The sequence below is a fragment of the Mesorhizobium sp. WSM3868 genome (genome assembly GCF_002294785.1).
Taxonomy (GTDB): domain Bacteria; phylum Pseudomonadota; class Alphaproteobacteria; order Rhizobiales; family Rhizobiaceae; genus Mesorhizobium.
Genome location: NZ_NSGB01000005.1, coordinates 57,989 through 74,562 on the forward strand (window position 1 = coordinate 57,989; position 16,574 = coordinate 74,562).

15 protein-coding genes are annotated in these 16,574 nt (G+C 63.1%); 8 read left to right on the top strand and 7 right to left on the bottom strand.

What is annotated here, in order from left to right:
- Window positions 1–3 precede the first annotated feature (3 nt).
- The 3 genes from waaF to CK221_RS10240 all read right to left on the bottom strand — a co-directional run bounded on the left by waaF (window position 4) and on the right by CK221_RS10240 (window position 3,803).
- A complete protein-coding gene (waaF, locus tag CK221_RS10230; protein ID WP_245430606.1) occupies window positions 4–1,071 on the bottom strand; it encodes a lipopolysaccharide heptosyltransferase II in 1,068 nt (355 codons plus the stop codon).
- Window positions 1,072–1,083: 12 nt separating this feature from the next.
- On the bottom strand, window positions 1,084–1,860 hold the full coding sequence (locus tag CK221_RS10235) for a glycosyltransferase (protein WP_245430607.1): 777 nt from the start codon (window positions 1,858–1,860) through the stop codon (window positions 1,084–1,086).
- 410 nt (window positions 1,861–2,270) lie between these two features.
- Window positions 2,271–3,803: an acyl-CoA carboxylase subunit beta gene (locus CK221_RS10240; protein ID WP_095777633.1), complete on the bottom strand. Its 1,533-nt coding sequence runs from the start codon at window positions 3,801–3,803 to the stop codon at window positions 2,271–2,273.
- A 396-nt stretch (window positions 3,804–4,199) separates the two neighbouring features.
- On the opposite strand from CK221_RS10240, the gene CK221_RS10245 reads away from it, so the two are divergent.
- Entirely contained in the window at window positions 4,200–5,648 is a 1,449-nt protein-coding gene (locus tag CK221_RS10245) for a DEAD/DEAH box helicase (RefSeq protein ID WP_066989639.1), read from the top strand.
- A gap of 65 nt (window positions 5,649–5,713) precedes the next feature.
- On the opposite strand, the gene CK221_RS10250 is transcribed toward CK221_RS10245, so the two are convergent.
- Together CK221_RS10250 and CK221_RS10255 are read right to left on the bottom strand one after the other, a co-directional pair.
- The gene (locus tag CK221_RS10250; RefSeq protein WP_095777634.1) at window positions 5,714–6,703 is read right to left on the bottom strand and encodes an alpha/beta fold hydrolase; all 990 of its coding nucleotides are present in this window, start codon (window positions 6,701–6,703) and stop codon (window positions 5,714–5,716) included.
- A gap of 163 nt (window positions 6,704–6,866) precedes the next feature.
- A complete protein-coding gene (locus CK221_RS10255; protein WP_066989643.1) occupies window positions 6,867–7,712 on the bottom strand; it encodes an SDR family oxidoreductase in 846 nt (281 codons plus the stop codon).
- A 194-nt stretch (window positions 7,713–7,906) separates the two neighbouring features.
- Between CK221_RS10255 and CK221_RS10260 the strand changes: the two genes are divergently transcribed.
- From CK221_RS10260 to CK221_RS10280, 5 genes are all read left to right on the top strand, one after another.
- Window positions 7,907–8,941, top strand: coding sequence for a cysteine synthase A (locus CK221_RS10260; RefSeq protein ID WP_095777635.1), 1,035 nt, complete (start codon window positions 7,907–7,909; stop codon window positions 8,939–8,941).
- Window positions 8,941–9,681, top strand: a complete 741-nt coding sequence (locus CK221_RS10265; protein ID WP_095777636.1) for an alanyl-tRNA editing protein — start codon at window positions 8,941–8,943, stop codon at window positions 9,679–9,681. The genes CK221_RS10260 and CK221_RS10265 overlap by 1 nt, the downstream gene beginning before the upstream one ends.
- A gap of 46 nt (window positions 9,682–9,727) precedes the next feature.
- A complete protein-coding gene (gene sseA, locus CK221_RS10270) occupies window positions 9,728–10,579 on the top strand; it encodes a 3-mercaptopyruvate sulfurtransferase (protein WP_095777637.1) in 852 nt (283 codons plus the stop codon).
- A gap of 5 nt (window positions 10,580–10,584) precedes the next feature.
- A complete protein-coding gene (locus CK221_RS10275) occupies window positions 10,585–11,148 on the top strand; it encodes a GNAT family N-acetyltransferase (protein ID WP_067321624.1) in 564 nt (187 codons plus the stop codon).
- 371 nt (window positions 11,149–11,519) lie between these two features.
- On the top strand, window positions 11,520–11,987 hold the full coding sequence (locus CK221_RS10280; RefSeq protein ID WP_095777638.1) for a DUF1203 domain-containing protein: 468 nt from the start codon (window positions 11,520–11,522) through the stop codon (window positions 11,985–11,987).
- A 509-nt stretch (window positions 11,988–12,496) separates the two neighbouring features.
- On the opposite strand, the gene ald is transcribed toward CK221_RS10280, so the two are convergent.
- Window positions 12,497–13,612 (bottom strand): alanine dehydrogenase, encoded by a 1,116-nt coding sequence (gene ald, locus CK221_RS10285; RefSeq protein ID WP_066989922.1) that lies wholly within the window; start codon window positions 13,610–13,612, stop codon window positions 12,497–12,499.
- 213 nt (window positions 13,613–13,825) lie between these two features.
- On the opposite strand from ald, the gene CK221_RS10290 reads away from it, so the two are divergent.
- A complete protein-coding gene (locus tag CK221_RS10290; protein ID WP_059188527.1) occupies window positions 13,826–14,299 on the top strand; it encodes an Lrp/AsnC family transcriptional regulator in 474 nt (157 codons plus the stop codon).
- Window positions 14,300–14,404: 105 nt separating this feature from the next.
- On the opposite strand, the gene CK221_RS10295 is transcribed toward CK221_RS10290, so the two are convergent.
- Window positions 14,405–15,064, bottom strand: a complete 660-nt coding sequence (locus CK221_RS10295; RefSeq protein ID WP_095777639.1) for a 5-formyltetrahydrofolate cyclo-ligase — start codon at window positions 15,062–15,064, stop codon at window positions 14,405–14,407.
- A 175-nt stretch (window positions 15,065–15,239) separates the two neighbouring features.
- Between CK221_RS10295 and CK221_RS10300 the strand changes: the two genes are divergently transcribed.
- The gene (locus tag CK221_RS10300) at window positions 15,240–16,505 is read left to right on the top strand and encodes an NAD(P)/FAD-dependent oxidoreductase (RefSeq protein ID WP_095777640.1); all 1,266 of its coding nucleotides are present in this window, start codon (window positions 15,240–15,242) and stop codon (window positions 16,503–16,505) included.
- Window positions 16,506–16,574 lie beyond the last annotated feature (69 nt).

The following is a 16,574-nucleotide window of genomic DNA, read 5'->3' on the forward strand; positions in this document are numbered from 1 at the left end:
CGGTCATACCGGTTGGGGTGCGTATTTTTCGACGCTTGCCGCCAGCGCTTCGAGCACACGCTGCTCACTGATACCGCGCGTGTTCAGGACCCAGCTCGGTATCGAGATCGGAGGCTCGATGAAGGTTACCTGCTCGTTCAAGGGTCCATGCACGTAGGATCGGTTCGTGCCGAAGATGAGCACGCTTGGAATGCCTAAGGCGCCGGCTGCATGGGACACACCGCCGTCGACACCGAGAAAGACGGTGGAGGCCGCGATCTGGTGCATGGCCTCTGCAATGTCGGGCGTCGAGGTGAAGTCGATCGCCTCAGGCAACAAGGCGCGAATCTGGGCGGCAGCCTGGCGTTCGCGCGGACCGCCGACAAGCCAGACGGACCAGCCCCGTTCCATATGCTTTCGCGCGACCGAGACGAAGCGCTCGGGCGGCCAGGAGCGCATGTTCTCGAAATCGGAAGTATAGAGGGAAAGCACCGGCCTTGCCGGATCGATGCCGTTGCGCCGGCGCCACTTGGCAACGTCTTCGGACGAAATCGCCAGCCGCGGGGCCGGCAGCTGTTTTTCCTCGGCGGGCTGCTTGCCGAGGAGCGCGATCGCACAGACCTGTTCGACGAGCCTTGTCTTGCGCGGGCCGAAGGCCACGAAGGTTTTCAGCCATCCCGCGGGCAGCCGGTTGACGATGCCGAACTGGAGCTCGCGCGGATATCCGATGCGCTCGGGAATGCCCGCCAGCCACGGCACCAGGGCCGCCTTGGTGCTGCTGGTGAGCAGATAGGCTGCCTGATAATTCTCCTGGCGGAGTTCGCGCGCCAGCCGCGCCCGCTCCTTGAGACCGGGGTTCCAATGCCTCTCGACGGTCCAGGCCTTCCGGACATGCGGCATCAAGCGCGCCAGCGGCGCGGCGAGCGGCGAGGTGATGACGTCGATCGGCTGTCCAGGAAACGTCGCTGCTATGATTTGAATTGCCGAATGGCAGCGGATGAAGTCGCCGATTGCCGGCAAGCAGAACACGAGAATGGGGCGCAACGCGCGATACCTTTTCGATCCGACACAGTCGCCGCGAACGGCGAGCATGCCGGTTCCTTGTCACGGAAGCGCTTCGCCATCAAGGATGCGGGCATAGAGTTCCAGATAGGCCTTCGCGGTTTTCGCGACCGGAAATCTGTCGGCGGCAGATTCACGGCATTTGCGAATGCACAGGTCTGCGACCTCGGCAAGACCTTCAGCGAACTCCTCGTCGCTCTCGAAGAATCGGCCCGTATCCGTGTCCACCGTCTCCGGCAGGGCGCCGCGCGCTGTGGTCAAAACGGGCGTGCCGCACAGCATCGCCTCGACCGGCGCATTGCCGAAAGGCTCTTCCCAGGCGATCGGATTGAGGAAGGCCTTCGATGCGCCCAGCAGGCGCAGCTTGTCGTCGCCGTCGACGACGCCGTTGAAGCGATAGCGGCGGGAAAGACTCTTGAAAAAGACCCCCTCGCGGCGGGTCCGACTTCGGCCGAGCAATTTCCACCGCGAGCCGCCGGCGATATCGAGGGGAAAGTCGAATTTCCTGGCGAGCTCGACTGCCCGGTTCAAGCCCTTTCCGGCGCGTGCGATGGCCGCCATGAAGAGGAGGCGATCGCTCTTCGATTCGGCCAGCCGATAGTCATCCACCGGAAAGCCGTTGTAGACGAAGGTCTTGCGGCCGTGCAGCTGGGCGTGCCGTGCGCTGATGAAGCTCCAGTTCGGTTGCGGCCGCGGATAATCCGGTAAATGGCCCCGCTCGGTGTTGAGGGTCGGGAGATCAACCTCGACCTTCCACGCATGAAGGTGGACGATTTGGGTGTCCTTGGGGATCGCCGCGCGGCACTCGGCATCGCTCACAGCATGCCGGACTTCGCACAGTGGATGTGACGATCCAGGGCCCGCCACGAGGACGACATGGTGGCCCTGCCTGACCAGTTCAGTGGCCAGCCAGTCGACCTGACGTTCTATCCCGCCGTAGCCTTTGCACGGAACGACGCCCTTTGTTGCAAGGGTTATTAGCATTCAGCACCGTCATCACATTGATGTGATTTCAATGTGATTAGAGGTTGCCAGTTGTCAACCTCCGACGACGGATTGCGTAAGCCAGAGTTCCAGCCGCCGGCCGGCTTTCGAGGTTCCACCGATTGAGATGGTCGGCGACTCCCCGTCGCGAGGCCAAGCGGAAGGAGAGGGGCTAAGCAACGAGAATAACGGCGAACCTGCCGAAATGCTTGCCAGCTACAAGGACCAGTCGCGACACCACCGCCTCACAGCGGAATGTTCTCGTGCTTCTTCCAGGGGTTCTGCATATCCTTGTTGCGCAGCATGCGCAGCGCCCGCGCGATCCGGCGGCGCGTCGAATGCGGCATGATCACCTCGTCGATATAGCCGCGTTCGGCCGCGACGAAGGGCGACAGGAACCGATCCTCGTATGCTTTGGTGTGGGCGGCGATCTTCTCCGCGTTGCCGATGTCCTTGCGGTAGATGATCTCGACCGCCCCCCTTGCGCCCATCACCGCAATCTGCGCCGTCGGCCAGGCATAGTTCATGTCGCCGCGCAGGTGCTTCGACGCCATCACGTCATAGGCGCCGCCATAGGCTTTCCGGGTGATCACGGTGATCTTCGGCACGGTGGCTTCGGCATAGGCGAACAGCAGTTTTGCGCCATGCTTGATCAGCCCGCCATATTCCTGCGCGGTGCCTGGCAGAAAGCCTGGAACGTCGACCAAGGTAACGATCGGGATCGAGAAGCAGTCGCAGAAGCGCACGAAGCGCGCCGCCTTGCGGCTGGCGTCGGAGTCGAGCACGCCGGCCAGAACCATCGGCTGGTTGGCGACGAAGCCGACGGTTCGCCCCTCCACACGGCCGAAGCCGGTGACGATGTTCTTGGCGAAGCTCGCCTGGATTTCGAAGAAGTCGCCTTCGTCGGCAACCTTCAGGATCAGTTCCTTGATGTCGTAAGGCTTGTTGGCGTTGTCCGGAATCAGCCGGTCGAGCGACATGTCATGGTCCGTCACCGACTGGTAGCATTCGATCTCGGGAATCTCTGCCGTATTGGACGCCGGCAACAGGTCAATTAGCCGGCGCATCTGCAGCAGCGCCTCGACGTCGTTGTCATAGGCGCCGTCGGCGATGGAGGATCGGGTCGTGTGTACCGTGGCGCCGCCGAGGCTTTCGGCCGTCACCGTCTCATTGGTCACCGTCTTCACCACGTCCGGCCCGGTGACGAACATGTAGGAGGTGTCGCGCACCATGAAGATGAAGTCGGTCATGGCCGGCGAATAGACATCGCCGCCGGCACACGGGCCCATGATAAGCGAAATCTGCGGGATGACGCCCGAGGCGAGCACGTTGCGCTGAAAAATCTCGGCATAGCCGCCGAGCGCGGCCACGCCTTCCTGGATGCGTGCGCCGCCCGCGTCGTAGAGGCCGATGATCGGCGCGCGATTGCGCAGCGCCATCTCCTGCACCTTGACCACCTTCTCGGCATGCGCCTCAGACAGCGAGCCGCCGAAGACGGTGAAATCCTTGGCAAAAAGGTAGACTGGACGGCCGTTGACGGTGCCCCAGCCTGTGACGACGCCGTCGCCCGCGATCTTGGTTTTCTCCATGCCGAAGTCGGTTGAGCGGTGCTCGACATACATGTCGAACTCCTCGAACGAACCCTCGTCGAGGAAGACGTCGATGCGCTCGCGGGCGGTGAGCTTGCCCTTCTTGTGCTGGGCCTCGATCCGTTGCTTGCCGCCGCCCATCCGGGCGATCTCGCGGCGGCGCTCGAGTTCCTTCAGCACGTCCTTCATCGCTGCCCCCACAATAGAAAGGTGGTTTGTGGTAATCGTGAGGGCGGCGCAGCGCAAGCGTCGCTTGTCGCTCGCCGTTTTGTTGCGCTGCAACATCCACCCTTGCATTTTGCGGCGGGATCGGCCATATGCGGCCCCATAGGCGCTTGGGCCGAACTTCGGCTTTCTCGACTAATTGAGACTGGTTGCGTCTGTTTTCCCTCTTTCCGGTTGGCCCTCCCGCCGATCGGCAAGCTGGCGAAAGAGCCCCGGGGCATGACGCCCGCGGGCACGACAGCGCAGCCGCGCGGACGCTCGCCGTCCGCCGCCTTGTCGTTTCCTGACAATTTTTCGACGGCAGGTTGCGCCCTGCCGCCATGATGTTTGCGGCCACAGGCCGCGTGAAAGAAGACTATTTTGACCAATGAAAATCAGGCGGACCAGAACGGTTTCGCTACCCTTGGAATCACCGGCGCGCTGCTCAAGGCCGCCAATGCCGCCGGCTTCACGGATCCGAAGCCGATCCAGGTGCAGGCGATCCCGCCGCAGATCGAAGGCCGCGACATATTCGGCATTGCTCAGACCGGTTCGGGCAAGACGGCGGCTTTCGCGCTGCCGATCCTGTCGAAGATCATCGGGCTCGGCACGAAGCGCCGGCCAAAGACGGCGCGCGCGCTGATCCTGGCGCCGACACGCGAGCTAGCGGTACAGATCGAGGACACCATCAAGCTGCTCGCCAAGGGCGCGCACATCTCGACCGCGCTCGTGCTCGGCGGCGTCTCCCGCTACAGCCAGGTGAAGAAGATCGCACCCGGCGTCGATATCCTGATCGCCACGCCCGGCCGGCTGACCGACCTGGTGCGGGAAGGCGACCTCATCCTTGCCGATACCAAATGGCTGGTGCTCGACGAGGGCGACCGCATGCTCGACATGGGCTTCATCAACGACGTCAAGCGCATCGCCAAGGCGACCGCGCCGAACCGCCAGACCGCGCTGTTCTCGGCCACCATGCCGAACGAGATCGCGGAACTCGCCAAGGGCTTGCTGAAGGACGCCGTCCGCATCGAAGTCTCCCCGCAGAGCACGACGGCGGCCGAGATCGTGCAAAGCGTGGTGCTTGCCCGCACCAAGCAGAAGCGCCAAGTGCTGTCCAAGATGCTGGCCGACGAGGCGATGCGCTCGGTCATCGTGTTCTCGCGCACCAAGCATGGCGCCGACCGCGTCACCAAGGACCTTGCCCGCGACGGCTTCGACGCCGCAGTGATCCACGGCAACAAGTCGCAGAACGCGCGTCAGAAGGCGCTCAACGATTTCCGCGACGGCTCGGTGCGTATTTTGGTGGCGACCGATATCGCCGCGCGCGGCATCGACGTCCCAGGCATCAGCCATGTCGTGAATTTCGACTTGCCGGACGAAGCGGAGAGCTATGTCCACCGTATCGGCCGTACCGGCCGCAACGGCAGGGACGGCATCGCGATCACGCTTTGCGATCCATCGGAGAACGGCAAGCTGCGGCAGGTCGAGCGCATCATCCGCATGAAGCTTCCGGTCATTGCCGATCATCTCGGCAGTCCCGACCCGCAGCGCGATCCGAAGGAAAGGACCGAGCGTCATTTCGAGCCGGCCAATGACCGCGAGCACCATGGCGGCCGTCGTGACGGCCGCCGTCCCGGCAGCGGCAACAACGGCAAGAAGCGCTTCGGCGGCAAGCCCGGTGGCGAGCGCCAATTCGCGCCCAAGCCGCAAGGCGAACGTCCTGCGGGCGCCAAGCCGAATGGCGAGCACAAGCCTGACGGCTTCAAGCGCTTCAAGGGCAACAACAAGCGCCGCTTCGGCGGCAAGCGGCCGGCGAACCGGGCCGCTTAACGTCCCACCAAGGTTTGATTGAAATAGCATAACGGCCGGAAGCAACGCTCCGGCCGTTGGTCGTCTCACGGACTTGATTGCTGCTGCATCAGCGCCTTCACCCACACCACGATCCGCTCTGTCAGAAAGCCCGTGGTCTGCGGCGATAGCGCATCGCCGGCAATGACGTGGTTGTCCGGATCGCCCGTATCGTCGACCGGCACCAGTTCGTGCGGACCGCCCCAGCGGCCGGCGACCTCGCGCGTGCGGTCCGGCCGCACCACCTTGTCGGCATCCGAGAAGATGAACAGGGCAGGGATGGTCGCCTTCTCGACCGGCGCGCGATAGGCGAGCTCGGTGAGCGCAGCCATCGGCAAGGCCGCCGCGATCGGATATTTGGTGGTCCAGAATTTTTCGTGCAGCGCATTGCGCGCCGGAAAACTGCGTTCCCTGCCGCCGACGAGCTCGGCAATCTCTCTGCCCCAAGGCAGGGTAAGGACCTCGGCGCCCGACGCCTTGACGCCGAAATTAGGCGAGATGAATGCGATTGCCGCGACGCCGTCGGAAGCACCAGGCTGGGCTGCAGCCCATGTCGCCAGTGAGGCGCCAGTCGAGGTGGCGATAACGATCACCTTCTCGCCGATCGCGCGCCCGATCGCCAGTGCCTCCTCATAGTCGTTGATCCAGGCATTCACGCTGCCTTCGGCCATGGCCGCGCCGTCCTGCCCGTGGCCGGTCAGGCGGGTGTAGAAGAGATTGGCCTCGAGCTCCCCGGCGACGTCGTCCGGCAGCGGCCGGATCTCGCCCTTGGATGCCGAAAATCCGTGGATGTAGACGATCGCAAGCTTGGTCTTGGCGTGAACCAACGGGTTCGCCCAGATGATCTCCTTGTCCAATCCGTCACGGATATTGGGCACGGCCGCTTCTTCGCGCGCCAGATAGGCCTGCGGATCGTCGCCGATCGCCGAAGGATCGAAACGGATCGTCGTATCGACCGCCACGCGTGGGCCGAGGTAAAAGCCTGAGAGGAGGATAACGACGAGACCCAGTACCGCAAGCAAGATCCGTCGCCCCATGACCGACTCCAAGCAACAATTCTCAACCTATGGCGGTGCCCACCGAGAGGCAATCTCTCCCGGATCAGCGGATGTCGTGCAAAAGCCTGCGACGGTTTTGCGAAACGACTTGCATAGAAAGGCATAAAGCGCGTTGCCTGAATGCGTTTCAGCGCGAGGCGCTTTACGCCGCTTTGTCCGTTGGACTTTTTTCGCCCGGCGTCTTGCGGTCGAAATACAACGGCCGTCCCCGCCAGCTGGTGGTCAGCCCGATCACCAGTCGGCCTACGGGTCGCGGCAACAGGCCCAGCAGCTTCAGCGGCCAGCTTATGTGATAGGGGAAGGTGACTTCGAAGCCTCCCCTCCGGATGCCGCGCGCCATGCGGCGCGATGCCCGGTGAACAGGCATCAGGCCCGGCATCGGCAGCATGTTCTTCTCGGTCAGCGGCGTGTCGACGAAGCCCGGATTCATCACCTGGATGCGGATGTTCATCTTGTCGAAGTCGTATTTCAGCGATTCCGCCAAGATGTTGATTGCCGCCTTGGTGCCGCCATAGGCGGCGGTGGTCGGCCAGCCGGAATAGGCCGTGACCGACCCGACCAGGACGACATGCCCGCGTCCTCGCGTGCGCATATAGTCGACCGCAGGCACCAGTCCGTTGACGATGCCGAAATAATTGACGGCGAAGGAACGATGAAAATCGCGCACCACGAGATGCTCACCGGGGGTGGCGATGTAGTTGCCGGCGTTGAAGACGGCGAGCACGATCGGCCCCATGTCTTTCTCGATCGCCGCGACAGTGCGTGCCATGCCTTCTTCGTCGGTCACATCGCAGGGAAAGGATTTCACGTGGCCGGCCATCTGCGCGGTCTCGACCAGCAGCGTATCGGCTGGATCGCTGGCCAGCGCCGTCACCGCGACGGCATAGCCTTGCCTCGCCAGGTCCTTGGCCAGCGCCCGGCCGAGGCCGCTGCTGCCGCCCGTGATCCAGGCGACACCGTCTTTCGGGTTGGCCCGGTAGAGTGTCATTGAAAGTCCTGCGAATTATCTGGGCTAGTGCTCTAGCGGCGAAGAAATGGGATGAAAAGAGCGCTTTTGGATGACATCGTTGAAATGCTCGGGAGCATTGCAGCGTCCCGAATGCGACTGGACCAGGCAAAATCTTGCCTTGAAACCGCGGCTTCCGGTTTTTAGGGTCTCGCCGCACGCATAAAGGAATCCCCATGCCCCGTAATGTGATCGAAGCGATCGGCAACACCCCCCTGATCCGGCTCAACAAGGCTTCGGACGCAACCGGCTGCGAGATCCTGGGCAAGGCCGAATTCATGAATCCGGGACAATCGGTCAAGGACCGTGCAGGCCTCTTCATCATCAGGGACGCCGAACATCGCGGATTGCTGAGGCCCGGTGGTGTCATCGTCGAAGGGACCGCCGGCAACACCGGCATTGGCCTCACGCTGGTCGCCAAGGCGCTCGGCTACCGGACAGTCATTGTCATCCCCGACACGCAAAGCCAGGAGAAGAAGGACACGATCAAGATCCTGGGAGCCGAGCTGATCGAAGTGCCGGCCGTGCCGTACAAGAACCCGAACAACTATGTGAAGCTTTCGGGGCGGCTCGCCGAGCAGATGGCACGGTCGGAGCCGAACGGCGCGATCTGGGCGAACCAGTTCGACAATGTCGCGAACCGCGACGGCCACATCCGCACGACTGCCGAGGAGATCTGGACCCAAACCGGCGGCAAGGTCGACGGCTTCGTGTCCGCCGTCGGCTCTGGCGGCACGCTCGCCGGCGTTGCGCTCGGGCTCAAGGCCAAGAGCAGGCACGTAAAGATCGCGCTTGCCGATCCGTTGGGTGCTGCGCTCTACAGCTTCTATACCAGCGGTGAGCTGAAAGCCGACGGCAGCTCGATCACCGAAGGCATTGGCCAGGGTCGCATCACCGCCAATCTCGACGGATTCACGCCGGACTTCTCCTACCAGATACCGGACGAGGAGGCATTGCCGATCATCTTCGATTTGATCCAGGAAGAGGGACTGTGCGTCGGCGGCTCGACGGGCATCAACATCGCCGGCGCCATTCGGCTGGCGCGCGAGCTTGGCCCCGGCCATACCATCGTGACGATCCTCGCCGACTACGGCACGCGCTACCAGTCGAAGCTGTTCAATCCCGAGTTCCTGCGAAGCAAGAACCTGCCGGTGCCTGGCTGGATGGACGAAAAAACCAACATCCCGGTGCCGTTCGAAAAGGTGGCCTGATGGCGCAGACGACCGAAGCGCTGTTTCGCGACGACGCCTATCTGAGCACGGCGGAGGCGCAAGTCGTCGCCATCAATGACCGCGGCGGCATCCTTCTCGACCGCACGATCTTCTATGCCACGTCGGGCGGGCAGCCAGGCGATACGGGCATGTTGGAGCGCGCCGACGGCCGCATCGCGATCGCCGCCACCATCACCGGCGAGACCAAGGACGAGATCATCCATGTGCCGGCGCCTGAACAGGCCCTGCCGGCCGTCGGTGAAAAGCTGAAGCTCGCCATCGACTGGCGGCGGCGGCATCTTCTGATGCGTATGCACTCCGCCTGTCATCTGCTCACCGTCGTCTGCCCGTTTCCGATCACCGGGGCAGCGGTCGCCGAGGACGACAGCCGAGTCGATTTCGACATTCCCGATGCCGGCTTCAGCAAGGAGGACGTGACAGCGCGATTGATGGAGCTTGTGCGGGCCGACTATCCCGTCTTCACGCGGCTGATCACCGACGAGGAACTTTCGGCCAATCCCGGGCTTGTCAAATCGAAGAACGTGCGGCCGCCCGTCGGCACCGGCAGGATTCGCCTGGTCTGTATCGGCGAGAATGCCTCAATCGACAGTCAGCCTTGCGGCGGCACCCATGTGAAGAGCACCGGCGAAATCGGCGAGATCCATATCGGCAAGATCGAAAAGAAGGGCCGCGAGAACCGGCGCTTCCGCATCCGCTTCGGGCCGATGCCGGCGAATTGACAAGCAACACCTACCAAAGTCGCCAGGAGCGGGCAGGAGAGGAAAAATGGCCGAAGACAGCCCATTCATCGTCGACGCGGATTGGCTCGAGAAGCGGTTGGGAACGCCAGGACTGACCATCATTGACGCGTCCTGGTACCTGCCGGCGCAGAAACGCGACGCCCGCGCCGAGTATGACGACGCCCATATCCCCGGTGCTCGCTTCCTCGATCAGGACGCCGTTTCGGACCCGGATTCCAAGCTGCCGCACACATTGGCGTCGCCCCAATATTTCGCGCAATATGTCGGCTCGATGGGTGTTTCGGCCGACGACACGATCGTCATCTATGACGGTCCAGGCTATTTCTCGGCGCCGCGCGCCTGGTGGATGTTCCGCGTCATGGGCGTTTTCCAGGTCTATATCCTGAATGGCGGCTTCGACCGCTGGAAGGCGGAAGGGCGGCCGGTGACGGCGGAGCAGACCCGGATCGCGCCTTGCGTCTTTTATGCCGATTTCGATGCAAGCCGGGTTGTCAGCCTCGACGAAATGCGCCGGATCGTTGGAAGCGGAGAAAGCCAGATCGCCGATGCGCGCTCACCCGGCCGTTTCGCCGGTACCGATCCGGAACCGCGTCCCGGCGTCCGTTCCGGCCATATGCCGGGCGCTCGCAATGTTCCGGTTGCCGCGCTTGCCGAGAATGGCGAACTGCTGCCCAAGGACCGCTTGCGCAAGGTCATTGAGGAAGCCGGTATCGATCTTACAAAGCCGGTAGTCACCTCGTGCGGATCTGGCATCACTGCGGCGGCGATCACGTTGGCGCTGGAGACGCTTGGCCATACCTACAATAGGCTGTACGACGGCTCATGGACCGAATGGGGTGGGCTGAGCGACACGCCCGTGGTGACGGGCAAGGAATGACGGCGATGGAAAACGGTGGACCGAAGGATATCGATGTCACGGTCACATTCCTCGAAATGCACGCACCGCCGGCCTCATCTCCCCCGTTGCCCTACAACCGGCAGATCGCCTTGCTGAGGACCAAGGACATTCCGCTGCATTTCTACCGCTACCTGATGGATCGCGTCGGGCGCAAATGGCACTGGGTCAACGTGCTTAGACTGAGCGACGAGGAACTGGCCGCCGGCCTGCATCGTGAGGACCGCGACATCAGCGTGCTCTACCTCGACGGCTCTCCCGCCGGCTTCTTCGACCTCAAGCCGCATCTGCCCGAGGAAGTGGAACTCGCCTATTTCGGTATGATGGAACATGCGCACGGCCAGGGTATCGGCCGCTGGTTTCTGGGTGCGGCCATCTCGGCTGCGTGGTCGTATGGGCCGAAGCGCATCACGGTGCAGACCTGCACGCTCGACCACCCGGCGGCGCTGCCGCTTTACCAGAAGCTTGGCTTTACGCCGGTTGCGCAAAAGAAAGAGGTCGTGCATCCGCTGACCTTCGCCGAGCGCTCGGCAAGCGTCATGCGACCGTAGCTAAAGGGAAGCGCGGCGCAGTCGGCTGCCTCGACGCCTACGCAAGCGGCGGCGGCTGGCCCTCGAAGGTCGGCAGCGACGTGTCGATGCAAGCCCAGCGGGGCGCCTTGGTCGTCCGGATCGTCGCTGCGGGCCGTATCATGCTCGGATCATCGCCAGACTCAGCCGCCCGCGCGCCACAGCCTTCTTCTGCGATCATCATGACGCGGAGCGCCGTGTATGCGAGTCCGGTAACTCTGGTGTCGTGATTTCGGGTTCGTAGAATTTCGATACTGCGCTTCGAGCGACGCACGAAGCGCTTGGCAGGAATCGGGTGGGAGACGCTGTCGGCTCGGCATAGTTTCCGACCAAGGACACCGGAGAATTTTGCCATGAGCATCCAGTTCAAAGCCCTGCCGACCGAAGCCGTGCGCGCCTTACAGCGGGGAGGGTCCGACGCTTACGGCCACATGCCAGAGCGAAGGATTTCGGACGGCGATGGCTTGCCGTGCCGGCATTGCATGAAGAACGTCGCAACCGGCGATAGCTATCTCATCCTCGCCTACCGGCCGTTCCCGGAGCTTCAGCCTTACGCGGAGACCGGACCGATCTTCCTGCATGCGGACGAATGTGAACGCGCCGCGGAGGCGGATGCACTGCCCGAGATGCTCCAAAGCAGCGACTACATAGTGCGCGGTTATGGCAAGGACGACCGCATCGTCTACGGCAGCGGCGCCGTCGTCCCGACGGGCGATATCGCGGCCCGCGCCGAGACTTTGTTCGAGCGCGACGACATAGCCTACATTCACGTCCGCTCGGCACGGAACAATTGCTACCAGTGCCGCATCGAACGAGCTTGATCGCCGGCAAAAAAATGCCCGCCGGTGGTCTAGCGGGCCGTTGGAAGTCTGTGACAGAAGCCTTCGGCCCGAGCCGCCGGCGGGGCCGGTTTTCACCGGAACCGAGGGCGACCGTAGCCATCAGGTAGCGAAATCTCTCTAGGCAGGTTTCTCGGGTCCCGAATGTGAAGCATTTCACAAAAGAGGCACCGGATTCGCTCGCATGGCTGAGCGGCGGCCCGCATGCCCCCGCAAACTGTCGTACTCCCGTCGCATAACCGCGCTAGAAGGGCAGTCGTTGATCGATGGCCGACCGCGGATGGACCGGCGGCACATCGCAACATCGAGGAAGCGGGGCTCTGGCTCCGCTTTTTTGTTGCCCGGACTCTTCGCGCAAAGGACCGGTTGGAAACACGATAAAAAACGCCCGCCGGAAGAACCGGCGGGCGACAGAAGGAAGCTTTTATCGAGGGCAATTCCAGGAAAGGTCTGTAGCAGCGGTACCGTCCGGAATTACGTGACAAATAATTTCAGGCGGCCAGCACCGCCTTCGGTTCGACCATCTCGTAACCCAGCGCTTCGGCGACGGCACGATTGGTGATCTTGCCCTTGTGGACATTGAGGCCGTTGCGCAGGTGATGGTCGTCGACCAGCGCCTTCAGGCCCTTGTCGGCGAGCTGCAGGCCGTGATGCAGAGTGGCGTTGTTCAGCGCGTGCGCCGAGGTGACCGGAACCGCGCCCGGCATGTTGGCGACGCAGTAGTGGATCACGCCGTCGACCTCATAGGTCGGGTCGGCATGGGTCGTGGCGTGCGAGGTTTCGAAGCAGCCGCCCTGGTCGATGGCCACGTCGACCAGCACCGAGCCCTTCTTCATGCCGGAGAGCATTTCGCGGGTGACCAGCTTGGGTGCGGCGGCCCCCGGGATCAGCACGGCGCCGACGACGATGTCAGCCGAAAAGCATTCGTCTTCGAGCGCTTCGACGGTCGAATAGCGGGTATGGACACGGCCGCCAAAAATGTCGTCGAGCTGGCGCAGGCGCGGGATCGAGCGGTCGATGATGGTGACGTCGGCGCCGAGGCCGGCAGCCATCTTCGCAGCATGCAGGCCGACGACGCCGCCGCCGAGCACGGTGACCTTGCCGGGCAGCACGCCGGGAACGCCGCCGAGCAGCACGCCGCGGCCGCCATTGGCCTTCTGCAGCGCGGTCGCGCCGGCCTGGATCGACAGGCGGCCGGCGACTTCCGACATCGGCGCGAGCAGGGGAAGACCGCCGCGGTCGTCGGTGACCGTCTCATAGGCGATCGCCGTGACGCCCGAAGCGAGCAGGCCCTTGGTCTGCTCCGGATCCGGGGCGAGGTGGAGGTAGGTGTAGAGGATCTGGCCGTCGCGCAGCTGCACCCATTCGTTGGGCTGCGGTTCCTTGACCTTGACGATCATGTCCGACCTGGCGAACACGTCGGCGGCCGTCTTGGCGATCGTGGCGCCGGCGGCGCGATAGGCGTTGTCGTCGGCGCCTATGCCGGCGCCGGCGCCGGCCTCGACAAGCACTTCGTGGCCGTGCGCGACATATTCGCGAACCGAGCCGGGCGTCAGACCGACACGGTATTCATGGTTCTTGATTTCCCTGGGGCAGCCGACGCGCATCTTCTTCTCCTGTCCGGCCCTTGAAAGGGCGCTCTCCCTGACTTTTCCGGGCATGCCGCCATTCCAAAAACCGACGCGCAGTTTTGGGCGACATGCATCAGACGCAGTGAAGCATGAATCGTTCCGTATGTGTTTGCGAATGCACTTGCGGTAGCGTCCGGTCTTCGATAATCGTTGCGCAAAATGCCGGAATATTCGCAGGAATCACGAAAAATGCCGCTCGATAGGATTGATATCGCCATCCTGGAGACTTTGCAGAAGGATGGCCGGATACCCAATGCTGCGCTTGCCGAAAAGGTTGGGCTGTCGCAGTCGGCCTGCTCCAGGCGCCTGGACAATCTGGAGAAATCCGGAACCATCCGCGGCTATCACGCGCGGCTGTCTAATGCCGCGCTTGGCCATCAAATGACGGCGATCGTGCATATATCGTTGTCGGGGCAGTTCGAGAAGACGCTGTCCGATTTCGAAGCGGCGATCAAACGCTGCCCGAACGTGCTTTCCTGCCATCTGATGTCGGGCGAATACGACTATATCCTGCGTATAGCGGCCAAGGACCTTGCCGACTATGAGCGCATCCACAAGGAATGGCTGTCGGCGATGCCGCATGTGACGAAGATCAACTCATCCTTCGCCCTGCGCGAGATCGTCGACAGGACAGCGGTGGGGTTGAGGCCGGAAATGGCTTAGCTGAGGTCAGAGCGTTTCAGCGTTCCACCGGAACCCGAACCGCTCAATCTCTTTGCTTTGCGCAATTGCGGACGGAAACCGCTACACACTTTTCGTGGAACTGCCTTAGGCTCCGGTCGCCTCGGTTACCACCTTGGTCATCGGGATGTCGTGCCGCTGCGGATAGATGGTGGGAATGCGCTGCAATTCGTAGCCGACGCCGATCACCAGCGGCCTGAACGGCATGGCGGCAAGTGTACGATCGTAGAAACCGCCGCCATAGCCCAGCCGGTAGTTGCTGGGATCGATGCCGACCACAGGCGAGATCACGATATCGGGCAGGACAGGATCACCCTCGGCCGGGATCGGGATGTTCCAGACGCCTTTCTCCAGCCGGTCGCCCGGCGCGTAGGCGCGGAACACCAAAGGCTGGCCCTTCTCGATGACGACGGGCAGCGCGGTGCGGCCGCCGCGCGCATTGATCGACGCCATAAAGCCGCGCAGGTCCGGCTCGCCGCGGAACGGCCAGTAGAGGCTGACCATAAGGCCGGCAACGTTGCCGACCAGCGTATCGAGGCCCTCGCCAATCCGCTGTGACATTGCCGCGCGTGCATCGGCGGAAACCGCAAGCCGCGCCCCGATCAGCCGCTCACGCTCCGCCTTGCGCCAGCGCCGGACATCAGTCCAGTCGGACAGCGGCATCTGATAGGCCGGGTCGAGCTCATGCATGAAACAAGGCGGCGAGGCGTATTGGGCCGGGCCGTCGTCATCGCGATTGTCAGACATGCTCCACTCCTATCGTTCTGCTCCACGCTATACCCGGCGTTCCGAGGCTGACATGCGCGTACACGACACCGGGCGACGACTCCCGGGCAGTGACATGGCCAGCGGTGGCGTTGTTGCGGTGCACAAAAATGCTTACATCTAAGCAATCGGGTTGCTTTGGGCGAGGTGGCTGAAAATGGACGAAGCCAAGCATCATGTCGTGATCGTCGGCGCCGGGTTCGGCGGTCTCGAACTTACCCGCGCGCTGGCTGGCGCACCGGTGCGCATCACCATGATCGATAAGCGCAATCACCACTTGTTCCAGCCGCTGCTCTACCAGGTGGCGACCACCGCGCTGGCGACTTCCGAGATCGCCTGGCCGATCCGTCATCTTTTACGCAAGCGCAAGGATGTCACGACGCTTCTGGGTACGGTCATCGGTGTTGACCGCGCAGGCAAACGCGTGCTGCTCGATGACGGGAGCGCAGTCAGCTACGACACGCTGGTGCTCGCCACCGGCGCGCGCCACGCCTATTTCGGCCATGACGAATGGGAGCCATTCGCGCCCGGGCTGAAGACGCTGGAAGATGCCACCACCATCCGGCGCCGCATCCTGCTCGCCTTCGAGCAAGCCGAGCGCGAGACCGATCCCGCCAGGCGCCAGGCATTGCTGACGCTGGTCATCGTTGGCGGCGGACCGACCGGCGTGGAGCTTGCCGGCACCATTGCAGAGCTTGCGCAGGACACGCTGCCCGGCGAATTCCGCAATATCGACACGCGGCAGGCGCGCGTTGTGCTGATCGAAGCCGGTGACCGTGTGCTCGCCAATTTCGCACCGGAGCTCTCGGCCTATGCTCAAAAAGCGCTGGAGCGGCTTGGCGTGACGGTCGAGCTTGGCCGTGCCGTCACGCAGTTGGATGCCGAGGGCGTCGTCTTTGGCGATACCTACCTGCCGGCAAAGACGATTTTATGGGCAGCCGGCGTCGCCGCTTCGCCTGCGGCGGAATGGCTGGGAGCGCCCGCCGACCGGGCGGGCAGGGTGCTGGTCGAGCCCGATCTCACCGTGCCGGGCAGCCCCGACATATTCGTTATCGGCGATACGGCGCATCTGCTGCGACCGGACGGCAAGCCGGTACCGGGCGTGGCGCCGTCCGCCAAGCAGGAGGGCAGGCATGTTGCGGCGCCGATCAAAGCGAGACTCGATGGCGACGCAACGCCACGCCCTTTCCGCTACAAGCATGCCGGCGACCTGGCGACGATCGGCAAACGCGCGGCCGCCATCGATTTCGGCTGGATCAAGCTCACCGGCTGGCTCGCATGGTGGCTCTGGGGGATAGCGCACATTTATTTCCTGATCGATTTTCGCAATCGGCTCGCGGTGTCGCTCAGTTGGCTGTGGATATATTTTACCGGGCAGCGCAGCGCGCGCCTGATCACTCAGGGTGACGACGACAAGAGCTGATTGCTTTTCATCGACGCGTCACCGTGTCGTGATCAACAGGCATCCAACAGACATGGACTCGAAATGCCT